The organism is Paenibacillus sp. J2TS4, from assembly GCF_018403245.1.
GTDB lineage: Bacteria > Bacillota > Bacilli > Paenibacillales > NBRC-103111 > Paenibacillus_L.
The window spans coordinates 20043-42375 of record NZ_BOSH01000014.1 but is presented as its reverse complement, the minus strand read 5'-3'; the positions used below and the strand labels follow the sequence as shown (position 1 = coordinate 42375).

General features: G+C 46.2%; 30 protein-coding genes. 4 read left to right on the top strand and 26 right to left on the bottom strand.

The features are described 5' to 3' along the window. Positions 1-55: 55 nt before the first annotated feature. The gene (locus tag KJS69_RS23415; RefSeq protein ID WP_213586220.1) at positions 56-766 is read right to left on the bottom strand and encodes a response regulator transcription factor; all 711 of its coding nucleotides are present in this window, start codon (positions 764-766) and stop codon (positions 56-58) included. Next, positions 763-2289 (bottom strand): sensor histidine kinase, encoded by a 1527-nt coding sequence (locus KJS69_RS23410; protein WP_213586219.1) that lies wholly within the window; start codon positions 2287-2289, stop codon positions 763-765. The genes KJS69_RS23415 and KJS69_RS23410 overlap by 4 nt, the downstream gene beginning before the upstream one ends. A 170-nt stretch (positions 2290-2459) precedes the next feature. Between KJS69_RS23410 and KJS69_RS30335 the strand changes: the two genes are divergently transcribed. Further along, positions 2460-2549: a putative holin-like toxin gene (locus tag KJS69_RS30335; protein WP_374706710.1), complete on the top strand. Its 90-nt coding sequence runs from the start codon at positions 2460-2462 to the stop codon at positions 2547-2549. 197 nt (positions 2550-2746) lie between these two features. Here the strand turns inward: KJS69_RS30335 and KJS69_RS23405 are convergent, their stop codons facing one another. The 24 genes from KJS69_RS23405 to KJS69_RS23295 form a co-directional block, all read right to left on the bottom strand. Beyond that, positions 2747-2950 (bottom strand): phage holin family protein, encoded by a 204-nt coding sequence (locus KJS69_RS23405; protein WP_213586218.1) that lies wholly within the window; start codon positions 2948-2950, stop codon positions 2747-2749. A gap of 2 nt (positions 2951-2952) precedes the next feature. After that, entirely contained in the window at positions 2953-3840 is an 888-nt protein-coding gene (locus KJS69_RS23400) for an N-acetylmuramoyl-L-alanine amidase (protein ID WP_213586217.1), read from the bottom strand. Next, positions 3837-4085 carry a BhlA/UviB family holin-like peptide gene (locus KJS69_RS23395; RefSeq protein WP_213586216.1) on the bottom strand — a complete coding sequence of 83 codons (249 nt, stop codon included), beginning with the start codon at positions 4083-4085 and terminating at the stop codon, positions 3837-3839. Before KJS69_RS23395 ends, KJS69_RS23400 begins: the two co-directional genes overlap by 4 nt. 98 nt (positions 4086-4183) lie before the next feature. Further along, complete coding sequence (locus KJS69_RS23390; RefSeq protein ID WP_213586215.1) at positions 4184-4381, bottom strand: XkdX family protein; 198 nt, start codon at positions 4379-4381, stop codon at positions 4184-4186. 30 nt (positions 4382-4411) lie between these two features. Further along, positions 4412-4933, bottom strand: coding sequence for a hypothetical protein (locus KJS69_RS23385; RefSeq protein WP_213586214.1), 522 nt, complete (start codon positions 4931-4933; stop codon positions 4412-4414). Positions 4934-4948: 15 nt separating this feature from the next. Continuing rightward, complete coding sequence (locus tag KJS69_RS23380; protein WP_213586213.1) at positions 4949-7555, bottom strand: hypothetical protein; 2607 nt, start codon at positions 7553-7555, stop codon at positions 4949-4951. Positions 7556-7746: 191 nt separating this feature from the next. Further along, the gene (locus KJS69_RS23375) at positions 7747-7884 is read right to left on the bottom strand and encodes a hypothetical protein (RefSeq protein WP_213586212.1); all 138 of its coding nucleotides are present in this window, start codon (positions 7882-7884) and stop codon (positions 7747-7749) included. Position 7885: 1 nt separating this feature from the next. Further along, the gene (locus KJS69_RS23370; protein ID WP_213586211.1) at positions 7886-8290 is read right to left on the bottom strand and encodes a hypothetical protein; all 405 of its coding nucleotides are present in this window, start codon (positions 8288-8290) and stop codon (positions 7886-7888) included. 12 nt (positions 8291-8302) lie between these two features. After that, the gene (locus KJS69_RS23365) at positions 8303-9694 is read right to left on the bottom strand and encodes a gp53-like domain-containing protein (RefSeq protein ID WP_213586210.1); all 1392 of its coding nucleotides are present in this window, start codon (positions 9692-9694) and stop codon (positions 8303-8305) included. Positions 9695-9780: 86 nt separating this feature from the next. Beyond that, complete coding sequence (locus tag KJS69_RS30050; protein ID WP_283777483.1) at positions 9781-9906, bottom strand: hypothetical protein; 126 nt, start codon at positions 9904-9906, stop codon at positions 9781-9783. Between the two features lie 53 nt (positions 9907-9959). Next, complete coding sequence (locus tag KJS69_RS23360; RefSeq protein WP_213586209.1) at positions 9960-10241, bottom strand: ketopantoate hydroxymethyltransferase; 282 nt, start codon at positions 10239-10241, stop codon at positions 9960-9962. Beyond that, positions 10238-10825, bottom strand: coding sequence for a putative phage tail protein (locus KJS69_RS23355; RefSeq protein ID WP_213586208.1), 588 nt, complete (start codon positions 10823-10825; stop codon positions 10238-10240). The genes KJS69_RS23360 and KJS69_RS23355 overlap by 4 nt, the downstream gene beginning before the upstream one ends. Next, positions 10818-11897, bottom strand: coding sequence for a baseplate J/gp47 family protein (locus KJS69_RS23350; protein WP_213586207.1), 1080 nt, complete (start codon positions 11895-11897; stop codon positions 10818-10820). The genes KJS69_RS23355 and KJS69_RS23350 overlap by 8 nt, the downstream gene beginning before the upstream one ends. Then, positions 11890-12300 carry a DUF2634 domain-containing protein gene (locus tag KJS69_RS23345; RefSeq protein ID WP_213586206.1) on the bottom strand — a complete coding sequence of 137 codons (411 nt, stop codon included), beginning with the start codon at positions 12298-12300 and terminating at the stop codon, positions 11890-11892. The genes KJS69_RS23350 and KJS69_RS23345 overlap by 8 nt, the downstream gene beginning before the upstream one ends. Next, positions 12297-12596 (bottom strand): DUF2577 domain-containing protein, encoded by a 300-nt coding sequence (locus tag KJS69_RS23340; protein WP_306434428.1) that lies wholly within the window; start codon positions 12594-12596, stop codon positions 12297-12299. The genes KJS69_RS23345 and KJS69_RS23340 overlap by 4 nt, the downstream gene beginning before the upstream one ends. Then, a complete protein-coding gene (locus KJS69_RS23335) occupies positions 12596-13564 on the bottom strand; it encodes an XkdQ/YqbQ family protein (RefSeq protein ID WP_213586205.1) in 969 nt (322 codons plus the stop codon). The genes KJS69_RS23340 and KJS69_RS23335 overlap by 1 nt, the downstream gene beginning before the upstream one ends. Positions 13565-13576: 12 nt before the next feature. Further along, positions 13577-14284 (bottom strand): LysM peptidoglycan-binding domain-containing protein, encoded by a 708-nt coding sequence (locus tag KJS69_RS23330; RefSeq protein ID WP_249730683.1) that lies wholly within the window; start codon positions 14282-14284, stop codon positions 13577-13579. Further along, positions 14284-16464, bottom strand: a complete 2181-nt coding sequence (locus KJS69_RS23325) for a hypothetical protein (RefSeq protein ID WP_213586204.1) — start codon at positions 16462-16464, stop codon at positions 14284-14286. Before KJS69_RS23325 ends, KJS69_RS23330 begins: the two co-directional genes overlap by 1 nt. A gap of 217 nt (positions 16465-16681) precedes the next feature. After that, positions 16682-17104, bottom strand: a complete 423-nt coding sequence (locus KJS69_RS23320) for a phage tail assembly chaperone (RefSeq protein WP_213586203.1) — start codon at positions 17102-17104, stop codon at positions 16682-16684. 12 nt (positions 17105-17116) lie between these two features. After that, positions 17117-17578 (bottom strand): phage tail tube protein, encoded by a 462-nt coding sequence (locus KJS69_RS23315; RefSeq protein ID WP_213586202.1) that lies wholly within the window; start codon positions 17576-17578, stop codon positions 17117-17119. Position 17579: 1 nt separating this feature from the next. After that, the gene (locus KJS69_RS23310; protein ID WP_213586201.1) at positions 17580-18896 is read right to left on the bottom strand and encodes a phage tail sheath family protein; all 1317 of its coding nucleotides are present in this window, start codon (positions 18894-18896) and stop codon (positions 17580-17582) included. Next, a complete protein-coding gene (locus KJS69_RS23305; protein ID WP_213586200.1) occupies positions 18897-19070 on the bottom strand; it encodes a hypothetical protein in 174 nt (57 codons plus the stop codon). Continuing rightward, on the bottom strand, positions 19063-19494 hold the full coding sequence (locus KJS69_RS23300) for a phage tail terminator family protein (protein WP_213586199.1): 432 nt from the start codon (positions 19492-19494) through the stop codon (positions 19063-19065). The genes KJS69_RS23305 and KJS69_RS23300 overlap by 8 nt, the downstream gene beginning before the upstream one ends. A gap of 184 nt (positions 19495-19678) precedes the next feature. After that, positions 19679-20239, bottom strand: a complete 561-nt coding sequence (locus KJS69_RS23295) for a sigma-70 family RNA polymerase sigma factor (protein ID WP_249730682.1) — start codon at positions 20237-20239, stop codon at positions 19679-19681. Positions 20240-20472: 233 nt separating this feature from the next. Between KJS69_RS23295 and KJS69_RS23290 the strand changes: the two genes are divergently transcribed. The 3 genes from KJS69_RS23290 (at position 20473) to tadA (ending at position 22285) form a co-directional block, all read left to right on the top strand. Beyond that, positions 20473-20838, top strand: coding sequence for a helix-turn-helix domain-containing protein (locus KJS69_RS23290; RefSeq protein WP_213586198.1), 366 nt, complete (start codon positions 20473-20475; stop codon positions 20836-20838). Between the two features lie 177 nt (positions 20839-21015). Next, the gene (locus KJS69_RS23285) at positions 21016-21546 is read left to right on the top strand and encodes an ImmA/IrrE family metallo-endopeptidase (protein WP_213586197.1); all 531 of its coding nucleotides are present in this window, start codon (positions 21016-21018) and stop codon (positions 21544-21546) included. Positions 21547-21814: 268 nt separating this feature from the next. After that, complete coding sequence (gene tadA / locus KJS69_RS23280; RefSeq protein WP_213586196.1) at positions 21815-22285, top strand: tRNA adenosine(34) deaminase TadA; 471 nt, start codon at positions 21815-21817, stop codon at positions 22283-22285. Positions 22286-22333: the final 48 nt, after the last annotated feature.

Sequence of the window (22333 nt, the reverse complement as noted above, 5' to 3'; positions counted from 1 at the left end):
CAAGCTCCCTGGATTCCGTAGAAACCAGGGAGCTTTTGTCGGGAGAAATCCAACCTTAGCCTCCCCTTACTTTTCGTATGAGCGGCTGTATATTTAGATCTCTTAGTAAGGCTGTTACTTCCTTCGACCTCTTTTTATTGAATTTTTTAAGGATCACATTAATTTGCGATTTGATCGTCGACAGCTCCACCTGCCGGTGCCGGGCAATTTCTGAAGTTTTCATATCCTTCAAAAGAAGCTCGACAATTTCCAGCTCGGTCGGCGTCAATTGCGCCAAGATCAAGGTCGCCTGCAGCAAGCTTTCTTCGTTCCGACGGATGCGGGAAAATTCGTTCTTGATTTTGTTAGCAACCTCCGGCCGAATCTGAGCAATCCCGGCATAAGCGGTACGGATGCTGTTAATAATTTCTTCTCCCGAGCTTGTCTTAAGCACATAATCGACTGCCCCGGTTTCGAAAGCGTTGAAGACCGTTTCATCATCTTCATGCACGGTTAGAAAAATAATTTTGATCTCCGGATCCCGAGCGAGCACTTGCTGCGCCGTAACGATCCCGTCATGCTTCATATCCATCTCAATGTCCATTAAGATAATATCCGGCATCGGAACAGAAGAGGCGGACAAGCCGGTCAGAAGCTGTAAAAGCTGCTTGCCGCTCGAAGCTTCCCCGATCACCTCCATGTCCTCCTCTTGGCGGATCAAATCACAAAAGTGCTCGCGCAAAACGTCCAAATCCTCGGCTACAATAACTCGGATGGTCTCCTTCACAGCTTACGTCCCTCCTCCTTTCCCTCCGCTTTCAGCTCGTACAAAGGAATAATAATTTGAAATGCGCTCCCCTCGCCCGGCTTGCTGTCCACATGGATACGGCCATAGTGGCCCATCGCCACATGTTTGGCATAGGACAAACCGACTCCCCAGTTTTTGGTCGTATTTTTATTCGTGTAAAAAGGATCAAAAATCGTTTCCTGAAGCTCCTCTGGAATGCCTGGACCGTTATCTATAATCTGAAACAGCACCCACTTCTCCTCCACATAGGCCGAAATCTTGACCCATCCATCCTTCTGCTCTTTCACCGCTTCCACTGCGTTAATAATAACATTGTACAGGGCCTCCGACATATGATTGGCATCGACGAGAACCATAGTCTTTCGGTCGGGAAGCTCGCATTCGAGCCACAGATGCTCCGGCACCAGCGACAACCGTTCCAATGTCATCTGCATTAATGCTTGCACAGATACCGGGCGAAGCTGCAGATGGCTTGTTTTAAAGGAATTGTACAATTGGTCCAGACGATCAAGAGTATGGCTTACAATACCTTCCGCTTTAGCCAAGGTATTCTCCGCTTCCAGCGTCCCTGACTTTGATTCCGCTGCAGCCTGACGTTTCGCTTGTTGCACAAGGAGTTGAATCATCAGCAGCTGGTTTTTGATCGCATGCGTGAAGACCCGCGCTCCCATATTGGCTGTATTAAGCTTGCGTTCGAGCTGCAGGTCACTTTTGCCCATCGTCTTCTCGACCTCGGTATAACGCCAAATGGATAGAATACTAACCAGCGACAATATGCCGGTAAGACCTATACTGCTGTACCAGCCGAACAATGTAAGCGGAGGATTGAAGTTGGAAAAGTCCGAATAAAGCACATAGTATGTTCGAACATCGAATACTTGAAGGGGTCCGAGGAAGCCCAGATAAAAATAAAACAGAACCAGTGAAAACACACCGAGCAAAATGTACTTGCTCTGTTTTTTGACCCAGGGAATCGTTACTTTACGATATTTCTTAACCATGAGATACAGGGAGATCAGAGCGGATACGACAAGCCAGCCTCGAGTCAGCCAGCCGGCGAAATAAGTCACTTCCCGGTCCATAGCCCCGAGTGCCCATTTATAGATGATGGGATCGTAGAATACAATGTTAGCCAAAGGAAAAATAGCGTTGAGCGCGTAAATTTTCCATAGCTTTATAAAAGGCCGATAGTAGAGTAGTGAGACCGACAGCCCGATCAGACTGAAAATAAAAACGGAGCGGCCGACCGTAATCATCCGACTGATTCCCTCTATAGAAATAGGCAGATGAAGCAAGAAATTGCGAACGCTGTCATGAAAGAACAGGACGATGTTCACTTTATAATAAAATCCACCGTATTTAGCGATGAATAAAATAAGACCGGCCATGCTAAGAAACCAGCCGACAAGAACGAACCCCATCCAGTAGGCGGAAGGGTTTCGCGCTTTCGTTATGAAAAGGGTGATCGCCGCAAGCATTAACAAGAAAAGCAGAATGGTCATCTCATCACCCGCGAAGTTGGATTTAATTCTATTTTATCACAGAAACAGCAATGGAAGCCTTTCCAAATAGTTCTTATCCATACGAAAAGAGCCTGCCTTCCGGCAAGCCCCCTGTGGTATAATATGGTATGTACAATAGAGCGGTCGGCTAATCTCCCGGAAGGGAGGTGATGCCTATGACAGTATTCGAGGCGATGTCATTGATGCTTACGTTCGGCTTGTTGATCATAGCCGTACTGTCGTTCCATAAAAGGAAATAGACCGCCCTCTCACAAAGGTATTCGGTCTATTTCTGCCGGGTAAGCTTTGACCAAGCCTCCCGCCCTTAAAAAGCGGCTATTGTGCAGGGGCCGGTTGCCGCCGGCTCCCTTATTTATTTATAAGCATAACATGAGAAAAGGATACTTTCAAATGGTCTTTTTTCTGAAAAATGAAAAAATAAGCTATATACAAAAAGCTACAAATTAAAACCTTTACCGGCCGGGCTGGTAGGGTTATTTAAAATCCCGAGCAAAACAAGAATTTCCAATATTCTCTGGGTTACAAACTCGACTTCTTCCTGTGTAAAGCTAATCAAACCGGCGTAGATCAGAATATCGGTAACTAAAGCGATCAGCGCGGCCCATAAGCCGTAATTTCTCCATCTTTTCTTTCCCAGCATCGTTATACCTCCCCTACTTTGATTTCATGCTGCCGAGCGATAAGGATGAGGTTTAACCAAGCCAGCTCGGACTGCGTAAGCTTGCCGGTATAGGCCTTTTGCGCCCAAGTGTAGTCGGTAAGAAGCGGAGTGTTGGTTTCTCCATTGACGCTCTTCCGGTATAGCCCGTCCAATGCGTCCCCAAGCATTTTCCACTGCCAGGAATGTTCGAGCTTCAAAGTATCTCTCTCCTCCCCCTGTAGTCCTTCGCGTCCATTCGGCCCTTCAGATTCTTGAGATTGACGTCCATCATGTCCAGCGTTTCCATCATGTCCATCTTGTCTGTCTTGTCCTTCCTTTCCCTTCTCTCCTGTGATTCCCTCCTGCAATGCCTTGTACAACCGATTCCATGGAAATTTCAGCCCGGGACAGTGCGGTTTTCCCTTCGGATTTACTTGAAAGTGTCCTATAACATGGTATGGATTCAGCTCAAAGTTACGGCCCCAGATCTCTTGAACCTGCTGCTGAATATATCGGTGCAGCCAGACCGATGCTTGGAACTGTTCCTCGGTTAAATCCCCGTCCATCCCTTCGTGTTCAATGGATACGGAATACAGGTTCGGGTTGATTCCGGGGTTATCCCGAATGACGGGTGTGTTAGATCTGGCAATATCCGCGGCCCCGATCCCATTGGCCCAGGCCATCCGGCGAATGTCAACATATTGATGAATGCGGCCATCCTTGGCCACTCCGAAGTGAGCGGAGGACGTTCTGTTATTGGGACTCGTAAACCATGAATCCATGCTGCCCATGGATCCAGCTGAAATATGATTAACAATAACAAAAGGGACCTGCGTCCCTCGGCTGCTGCTGTTGGTATGGTTGTTGCCTTTCCAGGTGATTTGTCTCAAGCCGATTCCCTCCGTGGCATATATTCCTTAATCTCTTCCACTTCGTCAGCCAACTTCTGAACGGCAATGGCCAGCTGTTGATTATTCGTCTGCGCCTTTTCTAAAGCTACGATAAGCCGCTTTTCCCGGGCCTCACTTTTTTGCTCCCGCTTATCCTGAGTTCGGATGACATAAAAAAATAAAGCTACAAACAGGATCGCAAAAATCCCCTGAGTAGCCGCAGCATTAATGACTTCGGATTCCATCACCTCACCTGCTTTCTATTAAGAGTGGAAAATCGTAGAGCGGTTTGTTTGTTCTCTTGTCCATTCTCTGTAGTTTCCGATCTTTGATGTACTGCGTTCTAGGACATATTCTTATTTTGGAAAAAGGCGCGCTTTAAGAAGGATATAGATTTATTAAATGCCGTTGGAGGTTCCTGCCCGGTAATCTGCGTATATTGCTCCGGCGTCATCCACTTGGCTTGCAGAAAAACCTTAAGATCATTCGCAGAGTACCGGCCTTCCTCATAATAATCTTTTATAGTAGGGTACCAGTTCATGAGCATACTCTCCTTTCCTGAAGATTGGTTCTATAAGATCCCTTTTCTGGCTAGACCGAGCAGCATCTTGGCGTTATGGCTTTTCAACTCGTCTATTTCCGCATCCTTAGCCGCGAAATTTTGAAGCAAGCTGGCGAAAGCAGCTTCCAATTGCGCTAGTCTATCTACAGTTTCAAGCGATTGAGGCTGACTCTGAAGCTCATCGATTTCCTCCTGCGCCAGACCTTCCACCCAAAACTGAGTGAGATTAACGGAAGACGATGGGGATTGTTCAGTTAGTTGAGCTGCCCGCCAAGCCTCCAGATCAAAGCGCGGTTGATACAGTCCTGGAGGAACGGGCACGGCAACGGTATATCCAATCAGTACATTATTATCGGGAGCCGTCCCTTCGTCCCGCTCCTCGTTGAAAGCTTTAGGTGCGACTTGTGGCTCAGGATCATATTCCTCCGGCTCGATAGGTCCGAAGATAGGAAAAACGCCTGTTACCTGATCAGCAACAAGCGTTACGTCCTTCATATATCCGTCTATATCGGTTATGATTGCTTCTTTCAAGGCTAAGCCTCCTTTCTAGTCATTCACAGGGAATTCTATTCCATCCAGAGAAACCCAACCGTTTGCAGGCGTCAATTCTGGTGATCCTCCAAAAATAAACGCAACATCTCCAGCACCTCTTCCGGCTTCCGTACCAGAAACTACAATTCTCGTTATTTTCGGTGGGTGGTTTTCCGTTTCTCTTGACCAAACCGTAAAGTTTTTATTATATTTTGGTCGAAAACCCTCTGGAAGCTTAAAAATTCTTGTACCAGTAGACGTTAATCCGCCTGATATAAGTCCCACTATTTCTACTTTGCCAATGCTGTTAATTCTGTAACCTGCATTGTTATCAGCAGTATTATAATGGTTTACCCACCGATTCAGCAAAGTAGGTGCTATCCATTGTGGCTGCTCCTTCATAGCCGTTTCATTTTCAAGGACTGTGATCCGGGCCAGAGCATTCTTGTTCCCCTCTACCAACGAATCAACCGTGCCCCTCAAATTATACGCATATTCGGCGCTGATCTCCGTTGGAGTTATACCGATCTTGTATGTGTCTAGTGCTAGGTAAGTGACTTGGTAGACGCCGGAGAGATCGTAAAGTCCTAAATTCTTTTTAACGTAAGCGAGCTGATTGCCATAAGAGTTAATAGGATCATAATTCAATACCCACGTTTTGTCGTAAATCTCGTTCTTATACACATTCTTAATAACATCTGTTCTATATTTCAACAATGTACCAGCAACATTTTTATTATTTATAGCCCAAGTTGTAAGTCCCTCCCCGGCATTCGCCTTCTCCCGAACCACAATCCCCGCACCTACCTCAACCTTATTCACCCCCTCATAGAGCACCAGATTGCCTTCATGCTCCAATGGTTCGTCTATTGGGTCGGCAAGTTGATATTGGAGAAGGTAAGGGGCATATGAGTTCCCTTGGGAATCTGTCCCAGCTGGACTTGTAGGAAGCACGCCTGTATAGTCTCCACTCGCAAGTGGTGCAGGATTGTTAATCATGGTTGATTTAATCCACGATCTCTGTCCTTCACCGTTATAAATGCTTGTCCTGACATCGCCAGCTATAGCCATCTTCCAGCCATAAAAATAAGCTTTAATCTCGTCCTGGGTCGGCTCGTAGTCTGGTCCCCACCCACTGTCGGAGTTAGCTATTGTTATATAAACATTATTGTATATTGTTGAAATTGTACAAACATCTGGACCTTCAGGTAGAACATTATCAGGTTTCTTATTAAGAATCTTTCCGTTAAATTTTACTATTACTCCTACATTTTCTTGTTTCGGAGAAGGTATACCAAGAGCTACCTCCTTATAATCGACAAGATTCCCGCTTGCCTTATTTATCCACCATTTCATCCCCCCTGTTAACTCCATCCTCCGAAACTGCCTCACTACCCTTGGCTTACCTTCGTTGTCTAAATACATCCTATCTACCACGGAACCGTCCAAATTGGCTGCCAGTTGGCAGGTTGGCAGGTATAGGTAAGATTTTCTCTGCGACTGGAATGTTTGGGGCTCAGAATTAATTGTAAGCATTGGGTTACTATAGGTTTTAGTGCTGCTGCCCGAAAGGATAGTTGAGGATATGCGAATATAGTAAGCATCTTCACTTACTATAAAAGTAAGTTCAGAATCACCCGTATCTGCTATATGTCTTTTTCTTATCCATTTACGATTAATGCTATATTCTTCTATATCATAAAAACCGGTTGAACTACTGAATGTATACTTTTCCTTTGGAATTGCTTTAACGAAATATTGTATTTTCTGATCATTACCTGTTGTTGTTAATCGTACAGAATATGGTTCTATAATTTCACTTTTCGCCCCGTAGACTTCCCACTCAATAAAAGGGGGGAGTAAGTTTCCACCTTTGTCTTCTATATACACCGCATTGATGTTCTGAAGGCAATCTACAAAAGGATACTTTTCAAGTAATTCACTTACAGGTAAATCGCCATCTGCATATGGAATCTTAATCAACATAGCTTTAGAAAAGTCAACTGCTTCATTAATAGAATCTTCAGCAGTAGCAAAATGTGCAACCAACCTAAAACTCAAGGAATTCCAGTTATCAATTACATCTTGGGTTACTGTTAAAAGACTACCAATATCATATTCTTTATCGAGAACGGGGTTGGCTTGATAGCCTTCTCCCAACTTTTCAGTTGTTGAGGACCATAAATATAATCTTAAGTTAGTACATAAAGGGCTGCGGGATCTCATTGTTGCACGCAAAAGATACCTATCTCCCAAGGCTGGAGCGGGACCAACGTGGTTAATCCAGATTTGTGGATTCACAGCCGTTCCATTACCCGTAATTGTAGCAGTGTTATTGTTGGCCTCTATCGAACCAGCATAGCTTGACCAGTTAGCTGTGTTATAAAAATTACCATCTCGCCCCAACAAGTTAATCAATGTTCGGCCTTGTATGTTTGTAACCTTAAGAGGAGTATCCCGATTAGCGGTAATTATTTGCAGGCCAGAGTTTAATGTTATAGGAACACTTGGATACTTGTTTAATTCTGTATGTGCCTCCTGAATCCCACTTTCTATCCGGTTCAAATCCTGCTCAGTTACTATATCATCATATTTCCAATCAGTCTTTGACTGGTAGGTCATGGTTTGCACCTCCATTACTGGTTCGCTGTTAGATAATTAAAAATTTCGAGTTAACGAAATGGCATAGAATTGGGCATCTGTATTTTCTTGCTTTTCTTTTAGGACATCATAAAAATAATTTTTTTCTCGATTGATGATTTATGGATTTCAAATATAAATAACTTAGGATAGTGAGGGTATAAAAAATACGCCTATCTCGGCGTTAAAATGATTTCTTCATACTCAGCTTGATTGATCCTTTCAGCATCTACCCATATCTGCAACTTCTGCTCATCTGTCCATTTACGCTTCCAGGCTAATAGGCACCAGTCATAATCCTTACTTTTCATTCTACAGCACCCCTTTCAGCATTAAATCGGTCTGCAAATCAAATAATTGCCTTCCTAGTGTCTCATTTTCCTTCTTGGTTTGGATTAGTTCGGTCTGTGTGTCAAAAAGCTGCTCCCCTAGGATTTCCGTTTCTGTAGGCTTCCTTGGTGGAGACGGTGGACGGTTTGCTATTTCTTCGTCTATTTCCTCTTGTGTTTTCTCACGGATCGTATCGCCATCAAGTTTATAGCGTGAAGTATCCGTTAAGTACATTTGCCACTCGCCGTAAGTGATCGGTATCGCAGTATCTGGGATACTATCGCCGTGAATCTCATCAACGTAAAATGCCACGATATTTCCAAAATCGTCAAAATCGGCGTAATATTGCGGCGGTTTCGATTCTGTTTCGTTGATTATTTCATCCATCGTTCATCCCTCCTAATAACCAATCGCGAACAACGTGTAACCCCGACCGCCCCCAGTTGCTCCTCCAGCATAGTCTAGGTGAACTTCGGCCTGAGTATTAGTTAGATCGGTTATAACTGCCGATCCCATTTCTGCGTTGAATAGTCTGGGGGTAACTACTACCGATCTCACACTGTTCGGAAATGCAATCGGAAAATTTACTTTGTTACGTCCCGGAGTCGGTGGAGTAGAGACAACCCATTGCAGTATAACGCCACTCGCAAGACGTTGATACCCATGCATAGCTTTAGATGCGGCGTTGTTGGCGTTGGTCCAAATATCGCTATTATTCGCCTTCACGCCGTCTGATGTTAAAGTGAGCCTACTTTCTATAGTTGATCCGTTAGCTGCATATTTTCGTATGTCGATATCGTCACCTACAGATATAAGTCCGCGTCTAACTCCGTTTACTTCTAAATCGACTTCCGCATTTGAGCCAGCACTTGCATTAGCCCGAAGACCTGCCCATGCACCAGATGCATATACTTTATTCCCGGAGTAGTTGGCTTTGGAATTGGGGTTGAAGTTTCCAGCATGCCAGACCTCGTGATTTCCCTTCACTTGTACAGCACCGCTGTCCAGTACCCGAAATAACATCTGCTTCGCAGTATCGTTAAAGACTTTAAATGCTTCGCTGGAGCTTGTTGTTCGCTCCCAGGTGATGTTGTCTTTATTTGGGCTTACAAAGGACATTGCCCTTGTCCATGCGGAATCTGACACATTAATGAGAATTACTGATTTGTTAGAGTAATCTCCGTTCGTGACTGCTTTATTTCCGCTAAAATACACCTCTCCTTGTGGATTTATTGTCATTGCTGATACGTTCCTGCCATAGTCATACACTATAAAGTTCCCAGATCCCGGAACGTATCCAACAGCCCATTTGAAATTCCCTTTAGAGTCCTGGTATAGATCTCCTATATGGGAAGTCCCCGTATCGTTGGATGGCTTAAAATTTATTAAAGGTCTACTATTATTTATAGTAATATTTCCACTAGCGTTCACAGGTGGTCCAATAAATACCTCACCACCCCCAGATGTATATAGGCTAAGATTCCCTCCGTTTACTTCGTTTTTGATAGCCATATTGGCTTCGTTATCGTTCCCGCCTGGAAAACCAAAATAAGCTGTCCTTTTGTTTAAGTCTGTTTTGTCCGTATAAAAAGGAATGTACCCATACCCGACCCCCGAAGTCTTAATAGCAAGCGGCGTTGAGTACGTAGACGTGATCGTTCCGCCAGTTAATGGTAGCGCCCCGACTTGTGCCGCTGTAACACCATGCGGGTTGCTTTTGTTACTGGCATGCGCATCCACTTCCGCCTTCCTAGCTACATCGTCCGATGCAGCGGGAGCCGCCGCTTTCATGCGCCCGGCAGAATCCCGCATAGCCATCCGATTAGGCGTGGCCGCTGACGTAGCTCCGTGAGCGGATGTCGCATTGGTGTGACTGGCTATCGCTGTATTAGCGCTGTCAGCCGTTGATTGGGCAGCTTCGGCTGCAGTTTGGGCTGCGTCCGCCGATTGCTGTGCTGTTTGGGCAGCCGTCCTATTAACATTAATCCCCTGCCCAATCTCATTCAAATCCTCCGGTTTGACTACGTCCTCGTATGTCCAATCGGTCTTAGCCATGTTATCCCTCCTTGACCTCGATGGTCTGAATCATGATCGTATCCGTTGTAACCGGGACGTAGACCTCATTTGAACTTAAGGTACGATCATCCGCTTCTTTTAGCTCGATAAGCGTAATGGTTTCTACCGAGCCAAACGGAACCATATAATTCAGGATCAACTCGTTGTTCTCTACCCGTTTTAATGTAAATTTCGTAATTTCATAGGTTTCATTCAGTACGATTTTGGCTACTCGGCTATCGGCGAACCGGGCCACCTTATTCAAAAAATGGGTTGTAATCATTTAATAACCACCTCCGGACCTAAGGATGCAAAGGGCTGTTCTCCCAGCCTCCACGTTCCATCCAGCTTGTAATTCCACGTCATATCATGCTTGGCGATATGCTCGACCAGTTGGAGCTTATCCTTGACCGCCGTCTGCTGATGATAGATCAGGTTAGCCGGCTTGATGCTCATGACGGTGTGTTCCATCTCTTTAAAAACACCCGCATCCTGGATGCTGGCCGTAATATTAAGAATAAAGTTCTGGGGATCGACACGGACAAAGGCCCTGTTTTTGCCCAGCAAATAATCTATTCGTTCTTGCAGATATCGGATCGTAAAAGGTGGCTTGGTCGAATACCGGTTGATGATCCGTTTTTTACGAAAGTCCAGCGTTTCCGCAGTCGGATCGGCCTGGATCCGTAATTGCTGCTCCCGCCGTTTGACGGCTCGCTCGGAAGAAGTCAGGACAAATTGATCGTTCAACCAACGAACCACGGCCGCATAAAGCTGCTCGAGCTCTTCATCCGAGCGATCCGTAATTTCCATAAATTCGGCAATCTCGTCGTAAATCTCCGGCAAATGTGACATGAGTCGATCACGCATGGATGCTTATCCCTCCTTGGATCGGCACTTCTTCTCCGCCCAACTCCAGATTGCCGCTATCCCCATTTAATTTCGTTTGGGTAATATCGGCGATTCCTTTGACCGAGAGAATTCGCGCTTCCAGTTGACTGACCCGAACCGTTAGCCGGTCCTCCTGATTCCAGACCTTGCGCAAGGAAAGCAGATAGTCTTCGATGATCGCTTCTATTTCTTCCTGTACTTGCCCCAAGGTCGTTTCCGAATCCAGCGTCACGGTCGTTTCTACATCAATGGGGACTCCTTGCACCCCATGAATAGCGACCTCATGTCCGATCGGCGCCAACCCTTCTCCTTTTCCTTTATTCTGACTAGGATCGATTCGGGTCTGCACCTCTTCAATCAGTTCTTCTGCCGGAGGGGAAAAGTCGCTGGCGATAATCGTACACTTGACGGTTCCGCCGCCCTGCCAAACCGGAAACACCTTAACCCCGCCCACTCCCGGAATCGACTTGATTTTTTGCCGATAATCGGAAACATTCCCGCCAAAAGGCTGTTCATTGATCGCTTCCAAATAGCGCTGGCGCAGAGCTTCATCACTTTCCTCGTCTTCCCCATGAACCAGCACTTCGGACAGTTCCGCCCGGGTTAGGTCTTTAATGTAGTCGATGGGCAGCATAGCGCCGAATTGACGATTGCCGGCCTCGCCCGGCGTCTCGCACAGCATCTCGAACTCGCCTGCTGCTCTTTTTTCCACGACCACATACTTGATCTGATCGATAGAAAAACGGCTGCCTATAGGAACATCTACGGGATCGCCTTTGGAATTATAAAACAATCCTTTACGTCTCGCTGAGATGGCCGGTTTTCTGGCCAGTCCGAATTCTGCCGTTCGGCGGCCCAGAAATTCACCGCTGGAGGTGTCTGCATAGGATAGGCGGATATTTTTATCTATCTCCATGTAAAACTGGGCTAATTCTGCCGCCGCCGGAGCCAATGCATCATAAATAATGCTGCCTTCCCGTTTGTCTAAATCAGCAGGAATGCGGTTCAGCATGCGCTTTAATATCGCTTCAAAGGTTTGCTGCTCATACATTCGACTTCACCTCCTCCGTTATCCGAAAGCTGCCGAAATCCGAATGGACGGTAAATTCAACCGAAGCCGAATCCCCTAGATACGTCACATCAAAATCGGTTACTTCCTGAACGCGGTCATCTTGCATCAACGCCTCCTGAATACGGCGCTTTAACTCTGAATGGAACAACCCGGAATCTTTGCCTAGCAAGCTAATGAGCTCACTCCCGTAATTCGGAGTATAAATAAGATGCTCGTACCGTTCCGTTCGCAAAATTTTATATACCGCTTGCTTAACAGCCTCCAGCCCATCGATCCTGCCTGATATGCGCTTATTTTTTAAATCCAATCTGTAGGTTAAGCTGGGCTGCCGCCTCTGCTTCACTTCTCGAATCTCGCGGATCGATCCGCCTTGAGGTATCATGATCCCGTCACCCGCCCTACGATGACAAAGCTTTGGCCCCCCTGAGCCCGAATCAGAATCAATTTATCGCCGCGCTCCAATCCTTTGCGAATCACAACCTCCTGATCACCAACCGTCACTTTGTACTCTTTCATATGTTCGGGAACAATTAAAAAATCCTCCGTGAGCGTAGACTTCTGATCTACATAAAGCTCCAGAGGATGGACTTGGGAAACCGTCGCGTAGGTGACAGCAACCGGATTGCCGGCCTGCACAGCTCCCATACCTGCTTTTTTGATAATATCCAGCATTGCCATTAAATCACCCTCAATTCCAGCGTCATGGTATGATTTGCCCCTTCGATTTTATGACTGCATTGATCCACTAGGAACGTTTGATTAATATCCAATTCGTCTATAAGGATAGGCACAATGCACCCGGCCCTCAGCCGGATATCTCCCAGAGCGTCGACCTGCAGCGTTTTTTGCTCCCGGTTTTTCAACTGGATCAGTTGATCGAGCATTTCACTTATTTGCGCATAGTTCAACTGTTCATCGACCGTTTTATAAAGCTGAAGCTGACCCCATTTAGCTATATTGGCGCTGTCCTGGGCAATATAGATTTTTTTCGTATTCTCTTCCTTATTTTCTTGGGAAAGCTTCACTCGATTGTAGGTTTCTTTATCGATCGAACGTGAATATTGATAGTCGTAGAGGAGACTTTTTTCGCCGAGAGCAAAATCGACTCTCATGTTTTCCACGCTGCGGAGAGAAAGCTCCCCATAATCATCAAAAAAGACATAGATGCGCTTAGTGGAAATAAGAGTTAAATCAATCGCCTTGCATATAATGTCGAGAAGCTTTTTATCTTCCTCCAGCAGGGTCGGGATGCGGAATCCGGTATCATCCAATGTTCCAACCTTTAATTGGTTATCCTCGGCGATCGTTTGAATGATTTGAGTTGCCGTTACATCGGTAAACCGGTAGTAATCGTTAGAGAGCAGGTAACGCACTTGGTCGTAGGCCTTCAACCGGACCGACTCATCGATCCCGCGATCAATGGAAAACACATAACCGTAGAAGACGTTCTCATCCTCTTTGCGAAAACGGACAATATCTCCGTTGTTAACCTCAAAGCTGCGCTCCTCATATAGCCCTCCCCGGATAAAAGTAAGGTCCAGACTGGCCGGTTTCCCGATGCGGCTTGTCGTCCAAGTTAGATTGGATACAAGATGGGTGATATCCCACACATTCCCGTTCTTATTATCCAGTAAAATTTCCACCATGGGGACTCCCTCCTAGGGTAACTGGAGCGTCATGCCAATAGGTAAACGATCCAGTTGAGCGTCACTAATGCCATTAAGCTGCTGAATTTCCCGATAACGGGACCCGTCTCCCAAGCATTTTTGAGCGACTTTCCATAAGCCGTCTCCGGCAACCAGTGTATAGGTTTTGAGAGGTTCTCTTTCATCGGGGCGTTGCGGCTGCTGAGCTTCCAGAACCGCCTCCCCCTGATCATCGATAATAGTAGTTCGGACAGCGGAATAGAACACGTACTCCTTGAGCGACATCTTAAATTCCAAATCGCCGGGAGAACCAGCCACTTCTCGCCAGGTAAAGCTCTCTATGCTGGCCGGTATGTTCAATTCCGCAATTTTGACTCCTTCAGAGTCGACATATACGTTAGATCCGGCATAAACGAAACGGATAGGCCGTTTGGTCGCCATCCATTTTTGAATGTATTCTACATACCACATCGGTTTCTCCAGCTTATCACTGACTACATAGGGATCTTTATCTTTATTCAATGGAAAAAAGCTTTCAAAGCTTACCTCTCGCAGCTCCGGAGCCTGAATGACATTCACTTCACCTTGACCTAGTATCGTATACTTCTTGCCGCTGCCCGCTTCTTTAACTTCAATCGAAGGCGGGTTGACAGGAAGCCGAAACCCTTCTTCCTGATTGTTGTAGCTAAGCCAAACTCCTTCTATAATCTCCATTGCCATTACCCGTAAACCCCCTCTGCCGCCGCCACGAACTCCTCCTCCAGCTTCTGCTCGATACGACTTATAATCGTTTCGGCATCATAGCCGTTATTAATGTCGCCGGTATGCATCTGTACGGTAGGAGTCAGAGTGACAAAGTTCTGAATGCTCTCGATTTCCGCAAGCTCCCGCATAATTTCCAAATCCTCGCTGGCCACATCGACCGTGTTATTGATCTTTCCTACTTCCCCCACTTTGCCGATAGAATCCATACTGGAGGCCTGTCCCATGAAAGGACTGTCGTTTATACCGGAATTCCAGCCACCCAGCAGTTCATCAGGATTATTATTATTTATAGGTTCGTCGAGACCGAACTTGGCTTTAATATCGTCCAGAGTAAAATCTTCAATAAATTCTTGGCCCGCTTTTTTGAATTCCGAGAAATCGGCCTTAAATTCAATCTCCGGGATCAGATCCTCTTCTATTCCTAGCAGTCGGCCAAAAAAACCGGCTATGGAGTTAATTCCGCTTATTAACCCATTTACCAAGCCGATAATGAAATTAACAGCCCCCTCCGCCACATCTACAATAAAACCAAATGCCTTGCTAAATACTTTGCGCAGGCCATCGGTTACCGATTGAAAAGCTAATATGGCAGAGATGATTCCGATTATAATGGAGACAAAAAATAGAATTGGATGGGTTCTCATGATGTGACCTAATGTTTTTAATGTTGTCCCCAGCACTCTCAAGGCGTTAGAAGTGAATCCTATCACTATCCCTGCCAATCTTGTTACTGTCGCTCCCAAGCTTGTTACTAGAGAATAAGTTTGCCAAGCAACCGCGATCCCTATTATGACAGGGGAGAGTGCAATCAATATAATTGCCAATGACCGGATGGCAGTGGCAACCCCCGCTATTACTTGCTTTATAACCTCCCATGCAGGTGGAATATTAAGGACAAGCCATTCGAATCCAAGGGCTAAATACTCAAGTCCCACAGCAAGGGCATTAATAAAGGGGTCGAATTGTCCGCTCTCAAAAGCGGCGTTTAAAGTATCCATAAGAGGGGCCAAAGCCTGCAGTGCTTGAGTTCCAATAGTCGCCAGCATGGTATTAAAATTGCCCAATAAGGTCTGCCACTTGTTAACTGGACTATCCATCATCGTTTCGAAGGCCTCTTGACCCATCCCCTGGCTCTCCAACAATTGGTTAAAGGCCGATATGAATCCGTCGAAATCTCCTTGGCTAGCCAATTCCCCTAAATTAAAGGATTCTAGAACCTGCAACGGTAGATTTAGCTGAGCAGCCAAGCTCCCCAAATCGCCCGCTAATGCCCTGCGTACGGATTCAAAGGCACCTTCCATTCCTTTGCCAGACTTGTCAAATACCCTCAGTTTATCAGCTAACAAGTTTAATTCGCTTATTTGATCCGTATTTTTAGTCAAAGAGAAGTTCTGCAAGGTTCCGGTTAAATATTCCTTGACATCTGCTCCGGTTCTCAGCGCATCCTGCCGGAATTTTTCAAACATGGCGGTTCCAACCTCTTCGTTGCCTGTTCTGGCAATGAACGCATCCTTTAATTGTTCTTGCTCCATAGCAGCACTGAGAACGGCCCCGCCATGCTGTTTGACCATACTCAATCCTTTGGGAATCCACTTTTTCGCTCCGCCCATAAATTTATTGGGTGACTTTTCGCCACTATCGGAACAGTCGGAAGAGCTCTTTTTTGAAGCGTCGGAAGAACTCCTTTTGGAACCCGAAGTAAAGCCGGCCTCTTTTGCAAAATTGTCTATTCTCTGTGCTGCTCTATGCAGCTTGTCTCCTAAATCACCCAGAAACTTGCCTACTTTTTTAATGCCTTTGTCGGAGTTTTTGGTAGCCTCGCCTAATTGCTTTGCTGAATCTGCAGCATTGCTGACACTGCTTCGAAATTGCACCGTTGCAGTGGTACATGTATATACCATCCTCTGAAACTTGACCATGGATTGTGCCGTCGAGTCTGAACTTTGTTTTATACTACGAATAGCTGTAAATTTGGAAAAAGTTTGTGTCATTATCATGAAGTCACTGGTCATTTTAGTAGCTACGACTGGCAATGGAGCCATTGCCTTGGCCGCAGAATTGGCAGCTTGACCTGTTCTATTAAACAACTTACCTATATTACCGAATATCTGTAAAATACTATTTATAGAAGCCATCTTCCCACCTCCTTTTTGCTTCCCTTCGGTTGGGAGTGTACAGATCGTTATTTCTTTCTCTTCTTGGAGGCTCGCTTTTCTTTTTCGATGCGAATATCGATCATGGCGAAAATCGCAGCCTTTTCAGGCCGCGACATTCTCGCCAGTTCATGGGGCAATATATGAAGTTCATGGAGGGCGTAGTAAGCGTAATTGCTTTCCCCATCGCCTCCCTTGATTAGTTTTTTACTTCATCCACCAGTTCGTTCAAATCTTTATCGAAGCCATTGATCTCCTGCACCTTCTGCACGAGAGTGGCGTATTCGCCCGGCAGCAGCATCTTTCGCAAGAGCGACTCCGCTCCGAGGACGCCGTACGATTTTTGCAGCTTGTCATCCTTCAAGTTAGGGTAGACGACGCTCGCCACCGCCAGCTTGGCCACGTATTCGTCGGAGTTGATCTCCGGAGTGTACACGCCATTCTTGCCTTTTACCCGTTTCGTAGCCGCTTTTCGGCAGCTCTCGTTCTCTTCTTCTGTCATGCTTTGCAGCTTCCATGCAATGGCTTTGCCATTCGCATCCCGAAACCGAGGCGATACGATGACCTCTTCGGTCAGATCGGCTAGCGCGTTCTGCGCAAAAAACATACTCAAGTCACTCATCGTTCATCCTCCTTATTCGGTCGGCTTTCTGAAACTGCCAATAATATCTACATCTTCAAAGGTAAATTCCAGCTCTTCCTCGAGAGCCTCGGATTCCGTGTCCAAAGACGCCATAACGACGCTGTTTAGGTTAACTCCCTTCAACCGGACGGTCTGCGATCCGATGCTGGAAGCCGGATCTTCGTTAATGACTTCAATTTCGAAGTAAGTATCCACACCGGTCTTCATGTAGTCATACATCAATTCTCTAAACCGGGTAGTGACATAATAAATCGTCATGCTACCCGTTCCGGTCCAGCCTGTTGCCTTATGCTGGGTTCCGCGGCGGCCAAGGGTTTTAACTTCCGCTTTCTCCTTCTCCACCGTTGCTTCCAGTGTTTTAATATAAAACATCTCAATGTTATCATTGCCAATCTTGGCGTAAGCCCGGCCTTCCTGTCCGGAAATAGTATCTCTTGCTCTTAACCATGCCAATTTACTTCACCTTCACTTTCATATAGATTTTTTCAATAGCATCTACCGGCTGTACCTGAGTTTCTACAAAAATACTATCGAGATCGTCTCCCTCAGAAACGGTAATATCGGTCTGGGAATTGAAATTTTGGATCGCGTTCAAGTTCTGGTAGCGTTCCATATCGTTGACGCATTCGGAGCGGAACAGACTTCTTCCGTCTGCATTATTGTTCACTTTACCGATATAGTACATTTCGAATTTCCGTTTAAAATCGTTGGCCAAACCGTCCAGTACACGGATAGCCCGGTTTTTGGAGAACAGCCTGCCTTTATTCGGAGCATAAGAACGGAACGTATTAATGTCCTGCTCTATGACCGCACGGCCATGGTTGTGTACGAAGACGAATTCGCCGCCACGCAAAGCCGCTTCAATTTCGCTATTCGTATAGCGAACATCCACATCTACTGCATCGTCATACGCCTGGTACGTTAACGATTCGTTAACCTCGGCGGAAGCCGTCGCCGCCGCGACCCATACGGTAGCTTGAACGGCATCCAGCTCCGTCCCGTCGGACAGGATGACCCCATTCTTGACGCTGATAATTCCTTCATAGTCCGCTTCCGGATAATTGGCCAATACGGCTTGAACCTTCCTGCCTTCCGTTTCCCGCAGTCTTTTAATGAAAGAAGTGTAGAGGGATTTCAAGGTTGCCTCTCCAGACGGCAAGGCCATCGTTTGAAAGTCATGGACTTCAATGGCATTCAAATAATCGGTATAGTCCTCGTTGGTGGCTGTTCCGTCTTCCCCTCCGGTTAACGGAAATCCAGCGGTAGCCTCCGGCACTCCTTCCCCTTCAAATTCGACCCATTCGTTAGCCTGAAGCTCCGAAAGGTCACCTATCGTTTGAAGATCCACTTCTTCGCCCGCAACTAAAGTCCGAACATCGAAATGATCATCCTGGTCAAGGTTCGGCTGAACCGTAATCATAATGTCGTTCCCGCGGACACCACCATGCTTCGCCGTAGCGTTTAGTGAGGTCAAGGTTGCCGTGGCTTTAACCCCGGCGTTCACCCGATAAACCAGCAGTGTTCTGGCTCTTTTCAGTGCCTCGCGCACCAACCGCAATTGGGGAGCCGATAGATCATACCCCAAAGCTTCTTTCAGATTATCTCCCGCATGGATGGTCATCACCGATTTGGCTTTCCCCCAGCTTAATTTAAGCGGCATCGTCACCGTCCCGCGATCACCCATGGCACCAAGCGGCTTTGCTTCTCCTGCAAAATTAATATAAACGCCCGGGCGCACTTTATTTTGAGTCGTCCATGTTCCTCCCGCCATTTATTTGGCCTCCTTTTTCATAAACTGTTCTACTTTTTTAGCGACCTGATCCGTCGTATAAGTTTCGTCTTCGGTTAACAGGGCATCCAGCACATTTTTGTGGACAGGCGAATAACGGTCAGATTGCAAAAACTGCTGCTTCGTATACCCTTTTGCTTGATTTTTCTTAGCCATTCTTGATAGATCCCTCCTGTTTGAATGATTGCATCTTCGGCGACGGCGCCTCGGACCGTAACAAATACATCGAATAATCCGCGGCAAAGTAAAGGGTTCCGTTCTTGATTTCATGACTCCATTGACTCCCCCTGCAGAGGCTGCCCGCCACTTGGATGGCTTCGAGCTGATCGTAAAGAGCTTCAGCTATTTCATGAAAATTCGTAAGAACGTTATCGGGCAGATACTCTACGACCAACGAATGAGTCCGCAAATACCGACGATCGATCTCTTTAACCTGGCGCGCCGCTGCGAGCCTTACAATAAAGCAGGGTCTTGCAGGTTCTCCGCCGCCTTCTTCCTCCAGATGAATAGGGATGTCCGGAAAGCGTTCGTGTATCGCGGCTACAGCTCCCTCTACGAAATCAGCCCACGTGATGTCCATGGTGCAGCACCTGCCTCCCTCGGAGGGCGGCCGCGGATTCCCGAAATCCTCTGACAGATCTAACGTAGTTCACCGGTCTTCCCCCTTTCTTGCTTTTCCTTAGAAAAAGCCGCTATAGTTCATTTCATAGCCTTTCACTCCTTTCCCCTGAATTGTGAAAGGACGGGGAGCCTTCCAGCCTCCCTCATCTATAGGTGGCAATCGTATGACAGGTAGTGGCTCCAACGGGTCCGTTGTCCTCTTTCATCATTATCTGCTGCGAAATTTTCTTCTGCGCCCGAGAAATGTATTGGGCGACACTGCCTTTAGTAATCTGCAGCATGGCGGCAATTTCGCTGTAGGAGAAGCATTCTCCATGGGCCATCACATAGCAGTCTCTCTCCCTGTCACTCAGCTTGGACAAGGCCGTCTTCAGCTTAGCCCTCTGTCCATCGGTCAGATTGGCCGGACTGCCCGCAGTGCTCTTGTGCACATAGGCCTGCATGGAAATCGGATCGACAAGCTTTTCCCTCTGATAGGCCGCTCTCCTTTCAATCCCGCGGCGATTTCCCGGCGGCCTTCCGCTGCCAATCCACTCTATGACAAATAAACAGTCCGACAGCATTTCAGAAAGAAGCTTCTTCTCTCCTGCATGCTGAGAGTTCTGATGGGCTTGCTGGATGATTCGATAAGTTCCTTGATAAGATTTCTTCAATTCCTCCATGCTCATCCACATTAATGATTCCTCTGCTATTCCCCTTTCCATTTCACCCACTCTCCTCACAATTTGCCGATATGGCAAAGTTTATTTTAAAAATTTTTTCTATAACTAAAAAACAGCCAAGCTTGTTACCATTTCGGTAAACTTATATTTAGAATATCATTGCCATTTTGGTAATGTCAATCTTCTATTTTCCTTTTTGGCAAATCTATTTATTTACCGTTATGGTAAATGGTAATATTTGATTACTAACTGAATTGTGAAGTGGGGACCTTCCAATGAGCATTTTGGGTAATCGAATCAAATCTCTTCGGGATCAAGCCGGGCTATCTCAAAAAAGACTTGCTGAATCGCTAGGCATCTCCAACGTCCAGTTGTCCAGATACGAAACGGGCGACCGGAAACCCGATCCTGACACGATCAGGCAGATTGCGGATTTTTTCGATGTTTCGGTCGATTATTTATTGGGTCGAGATTCACGGACTCATCAGGAACTGCCGGAGATCGACGATCCCGAGTTGAACATTTTATTTCGGGACTTGAAGAATGCGTCTCCTGAAATTCGTGAGGAGACCCGTAAATTTCTTGAATTTTTAATGGAAAAGGAGAAAGACCGGAAGCCTGGGGACAGGCAAGGAAGATGACAGAAACTTGTTTGTAGACTGTGCGGCCAATACATTGGCGCATAATGGGTGCAATGCGAGGTAAAATCTATAAAGTTGAAGGACAGGCAGTCTTGCGCCCTTAACGGGCCTTTCTTTTTAACCCAATACAGAACATATGTTCTAAGCAAGTATGATGATGACCGAGAGGTGATAACTATGTTATCTCTTTATAAATGCACTCCTTTCGAGCAATGGATCGAGCAAATATGTTGCAGCTATCGAATTACTCGGCCAGAACACCTCACCATAGAATACGTGTCATCAAGAATGAACATCTGGGTGTATTACCAACCTTTTCAAAGCAGCCATATCGACCGTGGATTGGGAATGTACAGCATCAATATCGATTCCCGCCTTTCTTCCGAGCAGCAATGGGAAGATTTTCTCCATGAGCTCTGCCATGTCCTGAGACATTCCGGCAATCAGTTCCTGATGCCCGAATCGTTCCTCGAGTGGCAGGAGCAGGATGCCAACAGCTTCGTTCCTTATGCCGCCATCCCGTTCTTTATGCTTAAACGTATGGAGCTTCCCCCTCATCAGAATGATTTGATTGATTTGCTTACCGCAACGTTTAAAGTAACTCGAAAATTGGCCAAGAAAAGAGTAGAACAAATTCAGCGGCGGATTTTGCAAGGGATTCTCGATGAAGAATGGCGAAAGCAAGTCGCTGTTATGGATCATGGGTAATGCCGTTCCTGCACTTATTCACTAGTTATTCACAGTCTGCTTATGTACCGAATGAACACGCCCGCTACGCCAACGTTAAACCAGCATAAGTCTAGTAATATTCTGACTTTTTCGAACTTTTTATTCATCGATTTGCTCTTCTAGAGAAGGAAGAATACAATAAGAATCAAGGTTAATAACGACTTATCCACATTGTTATCCACAACATGTTAACAAAGGAATAAATGTTCGATAATTTTACCCACAGAATTCGTATGGAGGCATAAAGATGGACCATAACCGATGGATGCGAGAAGCGATTATAGAGGCTGAGAAAGCGCAGCTTAAAAAAGAAGTTCCCATAGGAGCGGTTATTGTTCATAACGGGGAAGTTATAGGAAGAGGCCATAATCTGCGGGAAACATCACTGGATCCGACCTCCCATGCAGAAATGATGGCAATCCGCGAGGCAAGTGAGCGGCTGGAAGCCTGGCGTCTGCTTGAATGTTCTCTCTATGTCACGCTAGAGCCATGCCCGATGTGCGCAGGAGCAATTGTCCAATCCAGAATACCGCAGGTCATCTACGGAACCGCTGATCCTAAAGCCGGCTGTGCCGGGACGTTAATGAATTTGCTGCAGGAGGAGAGATTCAACCATCAAGTGGAAGTGATAAGCGGGGTGCTTGAAGAAGAATGCTCTTCATTACTAACTAATTTTTTTCGCGGCTTGCGCCATGAGAAAAAACGGCTATCCGAGTAATTTGGCGAAGATCAACCGCGATTAGTTATTGTGACATAAACAGTCATC

Excerpts from the sequence above, each read along its gene's own strand:
- KJS69_RS23290 (WP_213586198.1), top strand. The coding sequence starts at position 20,473 with ATGAGCATTTTGGGTAATCGAATCAAATCTCTTCGGGATCAAGCCGGG.
- KJS69_RS30050 (WP_283777483.1), bottom strand. The coding sequence starts at position 9,906 with ATGAGATTGGGCAGGGGATTAATGTTAATAGGACGGCTGCCCAAACAG.
- KJS69_RS23300 (WP_213586199.1), bottom strand. The coding sequence starts at position 19,494 with ATGGACATCACGTGGGCTGATTTCGTAGAGGGAGCTGTAGCCGCGATA.
- KJS69_RS23305 (WP_213586200.1), bottom strand. The coding sequence starts at position 19,070 with ATGGCTAAGAAAAATCAAGCAAAAGGGTATACGAAGCAGCAGTTTTTG.
- KJS69_RS23365 (WP_213586210.1), bottom strand. The coding sequence starts at position 9,694 with ATGAAAGCGGCGGCTCCCGCTGCATCGGACGATGTAGCTAGGAAGGCG.
- KJS69_RS23285 (WP_213586197.1), top strand. The coding sequence starts at position 21,016 with ATGTTATCTCTTTATAAATGCACTCCTTTCGAGCAATGGATCGAGCAA.
- KJS69_RS23320 (WP_213586203.1), bottom strand. The coding sequence starts at position 17,104 with ATGAGTGACTTGAGTATGTTTTTTGCGCAGAACGCGCTAGCCGATCTG.
- KJS69_RS23395 (WP_213586216.1), bottom strand. The coding sequence starts at position 4,085 with ATGGAATCCGAAGTCATTAATGCTGCGGCTACTCAGGGGATTTTTGCG.
- KJS69_RS23335 (WP_213586205.1), bottom strand. The coding sequence starts at position 13,564 with ATGGTGGAAATTTTACTGGATAATAAGAACGGGAATGTGTGGGATATC.
- KJS69_RS23340 (WP_306434428.1), bottom strand. The coding sequence starts at position 12,596 with ATGGCAATGCTGGATATTATCAAAAAAGCAGGTATGGGAGCTGTGCAG.
- KJS69_RS23380 (WP_213586213.1), bottom strand. The coding sequence starts at position 7,555 with ATGACCTACCAGTCAAAGACTGATTGGAAATATGATGATATAGTAACT.
- KJS69_RS23355 (WP_213586208.1), bottom strand. The coding sequence starts at position 10,825 with ATGCGTGATCGACTCATGTCACATTTGCCGGAGATTTACGACGAGATT.
- KJS69_RS23350 (WP_213586207.1), bottom strand. The coding sequence starts at position 11,897 with ATGTATGAGCAGCAAACCTTTGAAGCGATATTAAAGCGCATGCTGAAC.
- KJS69_RS23405 (WP_213586218.1), bottom strand. The coding sequence starts at position 2,950 with ATGCTGGGAAAGAAAAGATGGAGAAATTACGGCTTATGGGCCGCGCTG.
- KJS69_RS23410 (WP_213586219.1), bottom strand. The coding sequence starts at position 2,289 with ATGACCATTCTGCTTTTCTTGTTAATGCTTGCGGCGATCACCCTTTTC.
- KJS69_RS23295 (WP_249730682.1), bottom strand. The coding sequence starts at position 20,239 with ATGGAAAGGGGAATAGCAGAGGAATCATTAATGTGGATGAGCATGGAG.
- KJS69_RS23390 (WP_213586215.1), bottom strand. The coding sequence starts at position 4,381 with ATGAACTGGTACCCTACTATAAAAGATTATTATGAGGAAGGCCGGTAC.
- KJS69_RS23310 (WP_213586201.1), bottom strand. The coding sequence starts at position 18,896 with ATGGCGGGAGGAACATGGACGACTCAAAATAAAGTGCGCCCGGGCGTT.
- KJS69_RS23325 (WP_213586204.1), bottom strand. The coding sequence starts at position 16,464 with ATGGCTTCTATAAATAGTATTTTACAGATATTCGGTAATATAGGTAAG.
- KJS69_RS30335 (WP_374706710.1), top strand. The coding sequence starts at position 2,460 with ATGCCTATGACAGTATTCGAGGCGATGTCATTGATGCTTACGTTCGGC.
- KJS69_RS23330 (WP_249730683.1), bottom strand. The coding sequence starts at position 14,284 with ATGGCAATGGAGATTATAGAAGGAGTTTGGCTTAGCTACAACAATCAG.
- KJS69_RS23345 (WP_213586206.1), bottom strand. The coding sequence starts at position 12,300 with ATGATACCTCAAGGCGGATCGATCCGCGAGATTCGAGAAGTGAAGCAG.
- tadA (WP_213586196.1), top strand. The coding sequence starts at position 21,815 with ATGGACCATAACCGATGGATGCGAGAAGCGATTATAGAGGCTGAGAAA.
- KJS69_RS23360 (WP_213586209.1), bottom strand. The coding sequence starts at position 10,241 with ATGATTACAACCCATTTTTTGAATAAGGTGGCCCGGTTCGCCGATAGC.
- KJS69_RS23375 (WP_213586212.1), bottom strand. The coding sequence starts at position 7,884 with ATGAAAAGTAAGGATTATGACTGGTGCCTATTAGCCTGGAAGCGTAAA.
- KJS69_RS23370 (WP_213586211.1), bottom strand. The coding sequence starts at position 8,290 with ATGGATGAAATAATCAACGAAACAGAATCGAAACCGCCGCAATATTAC.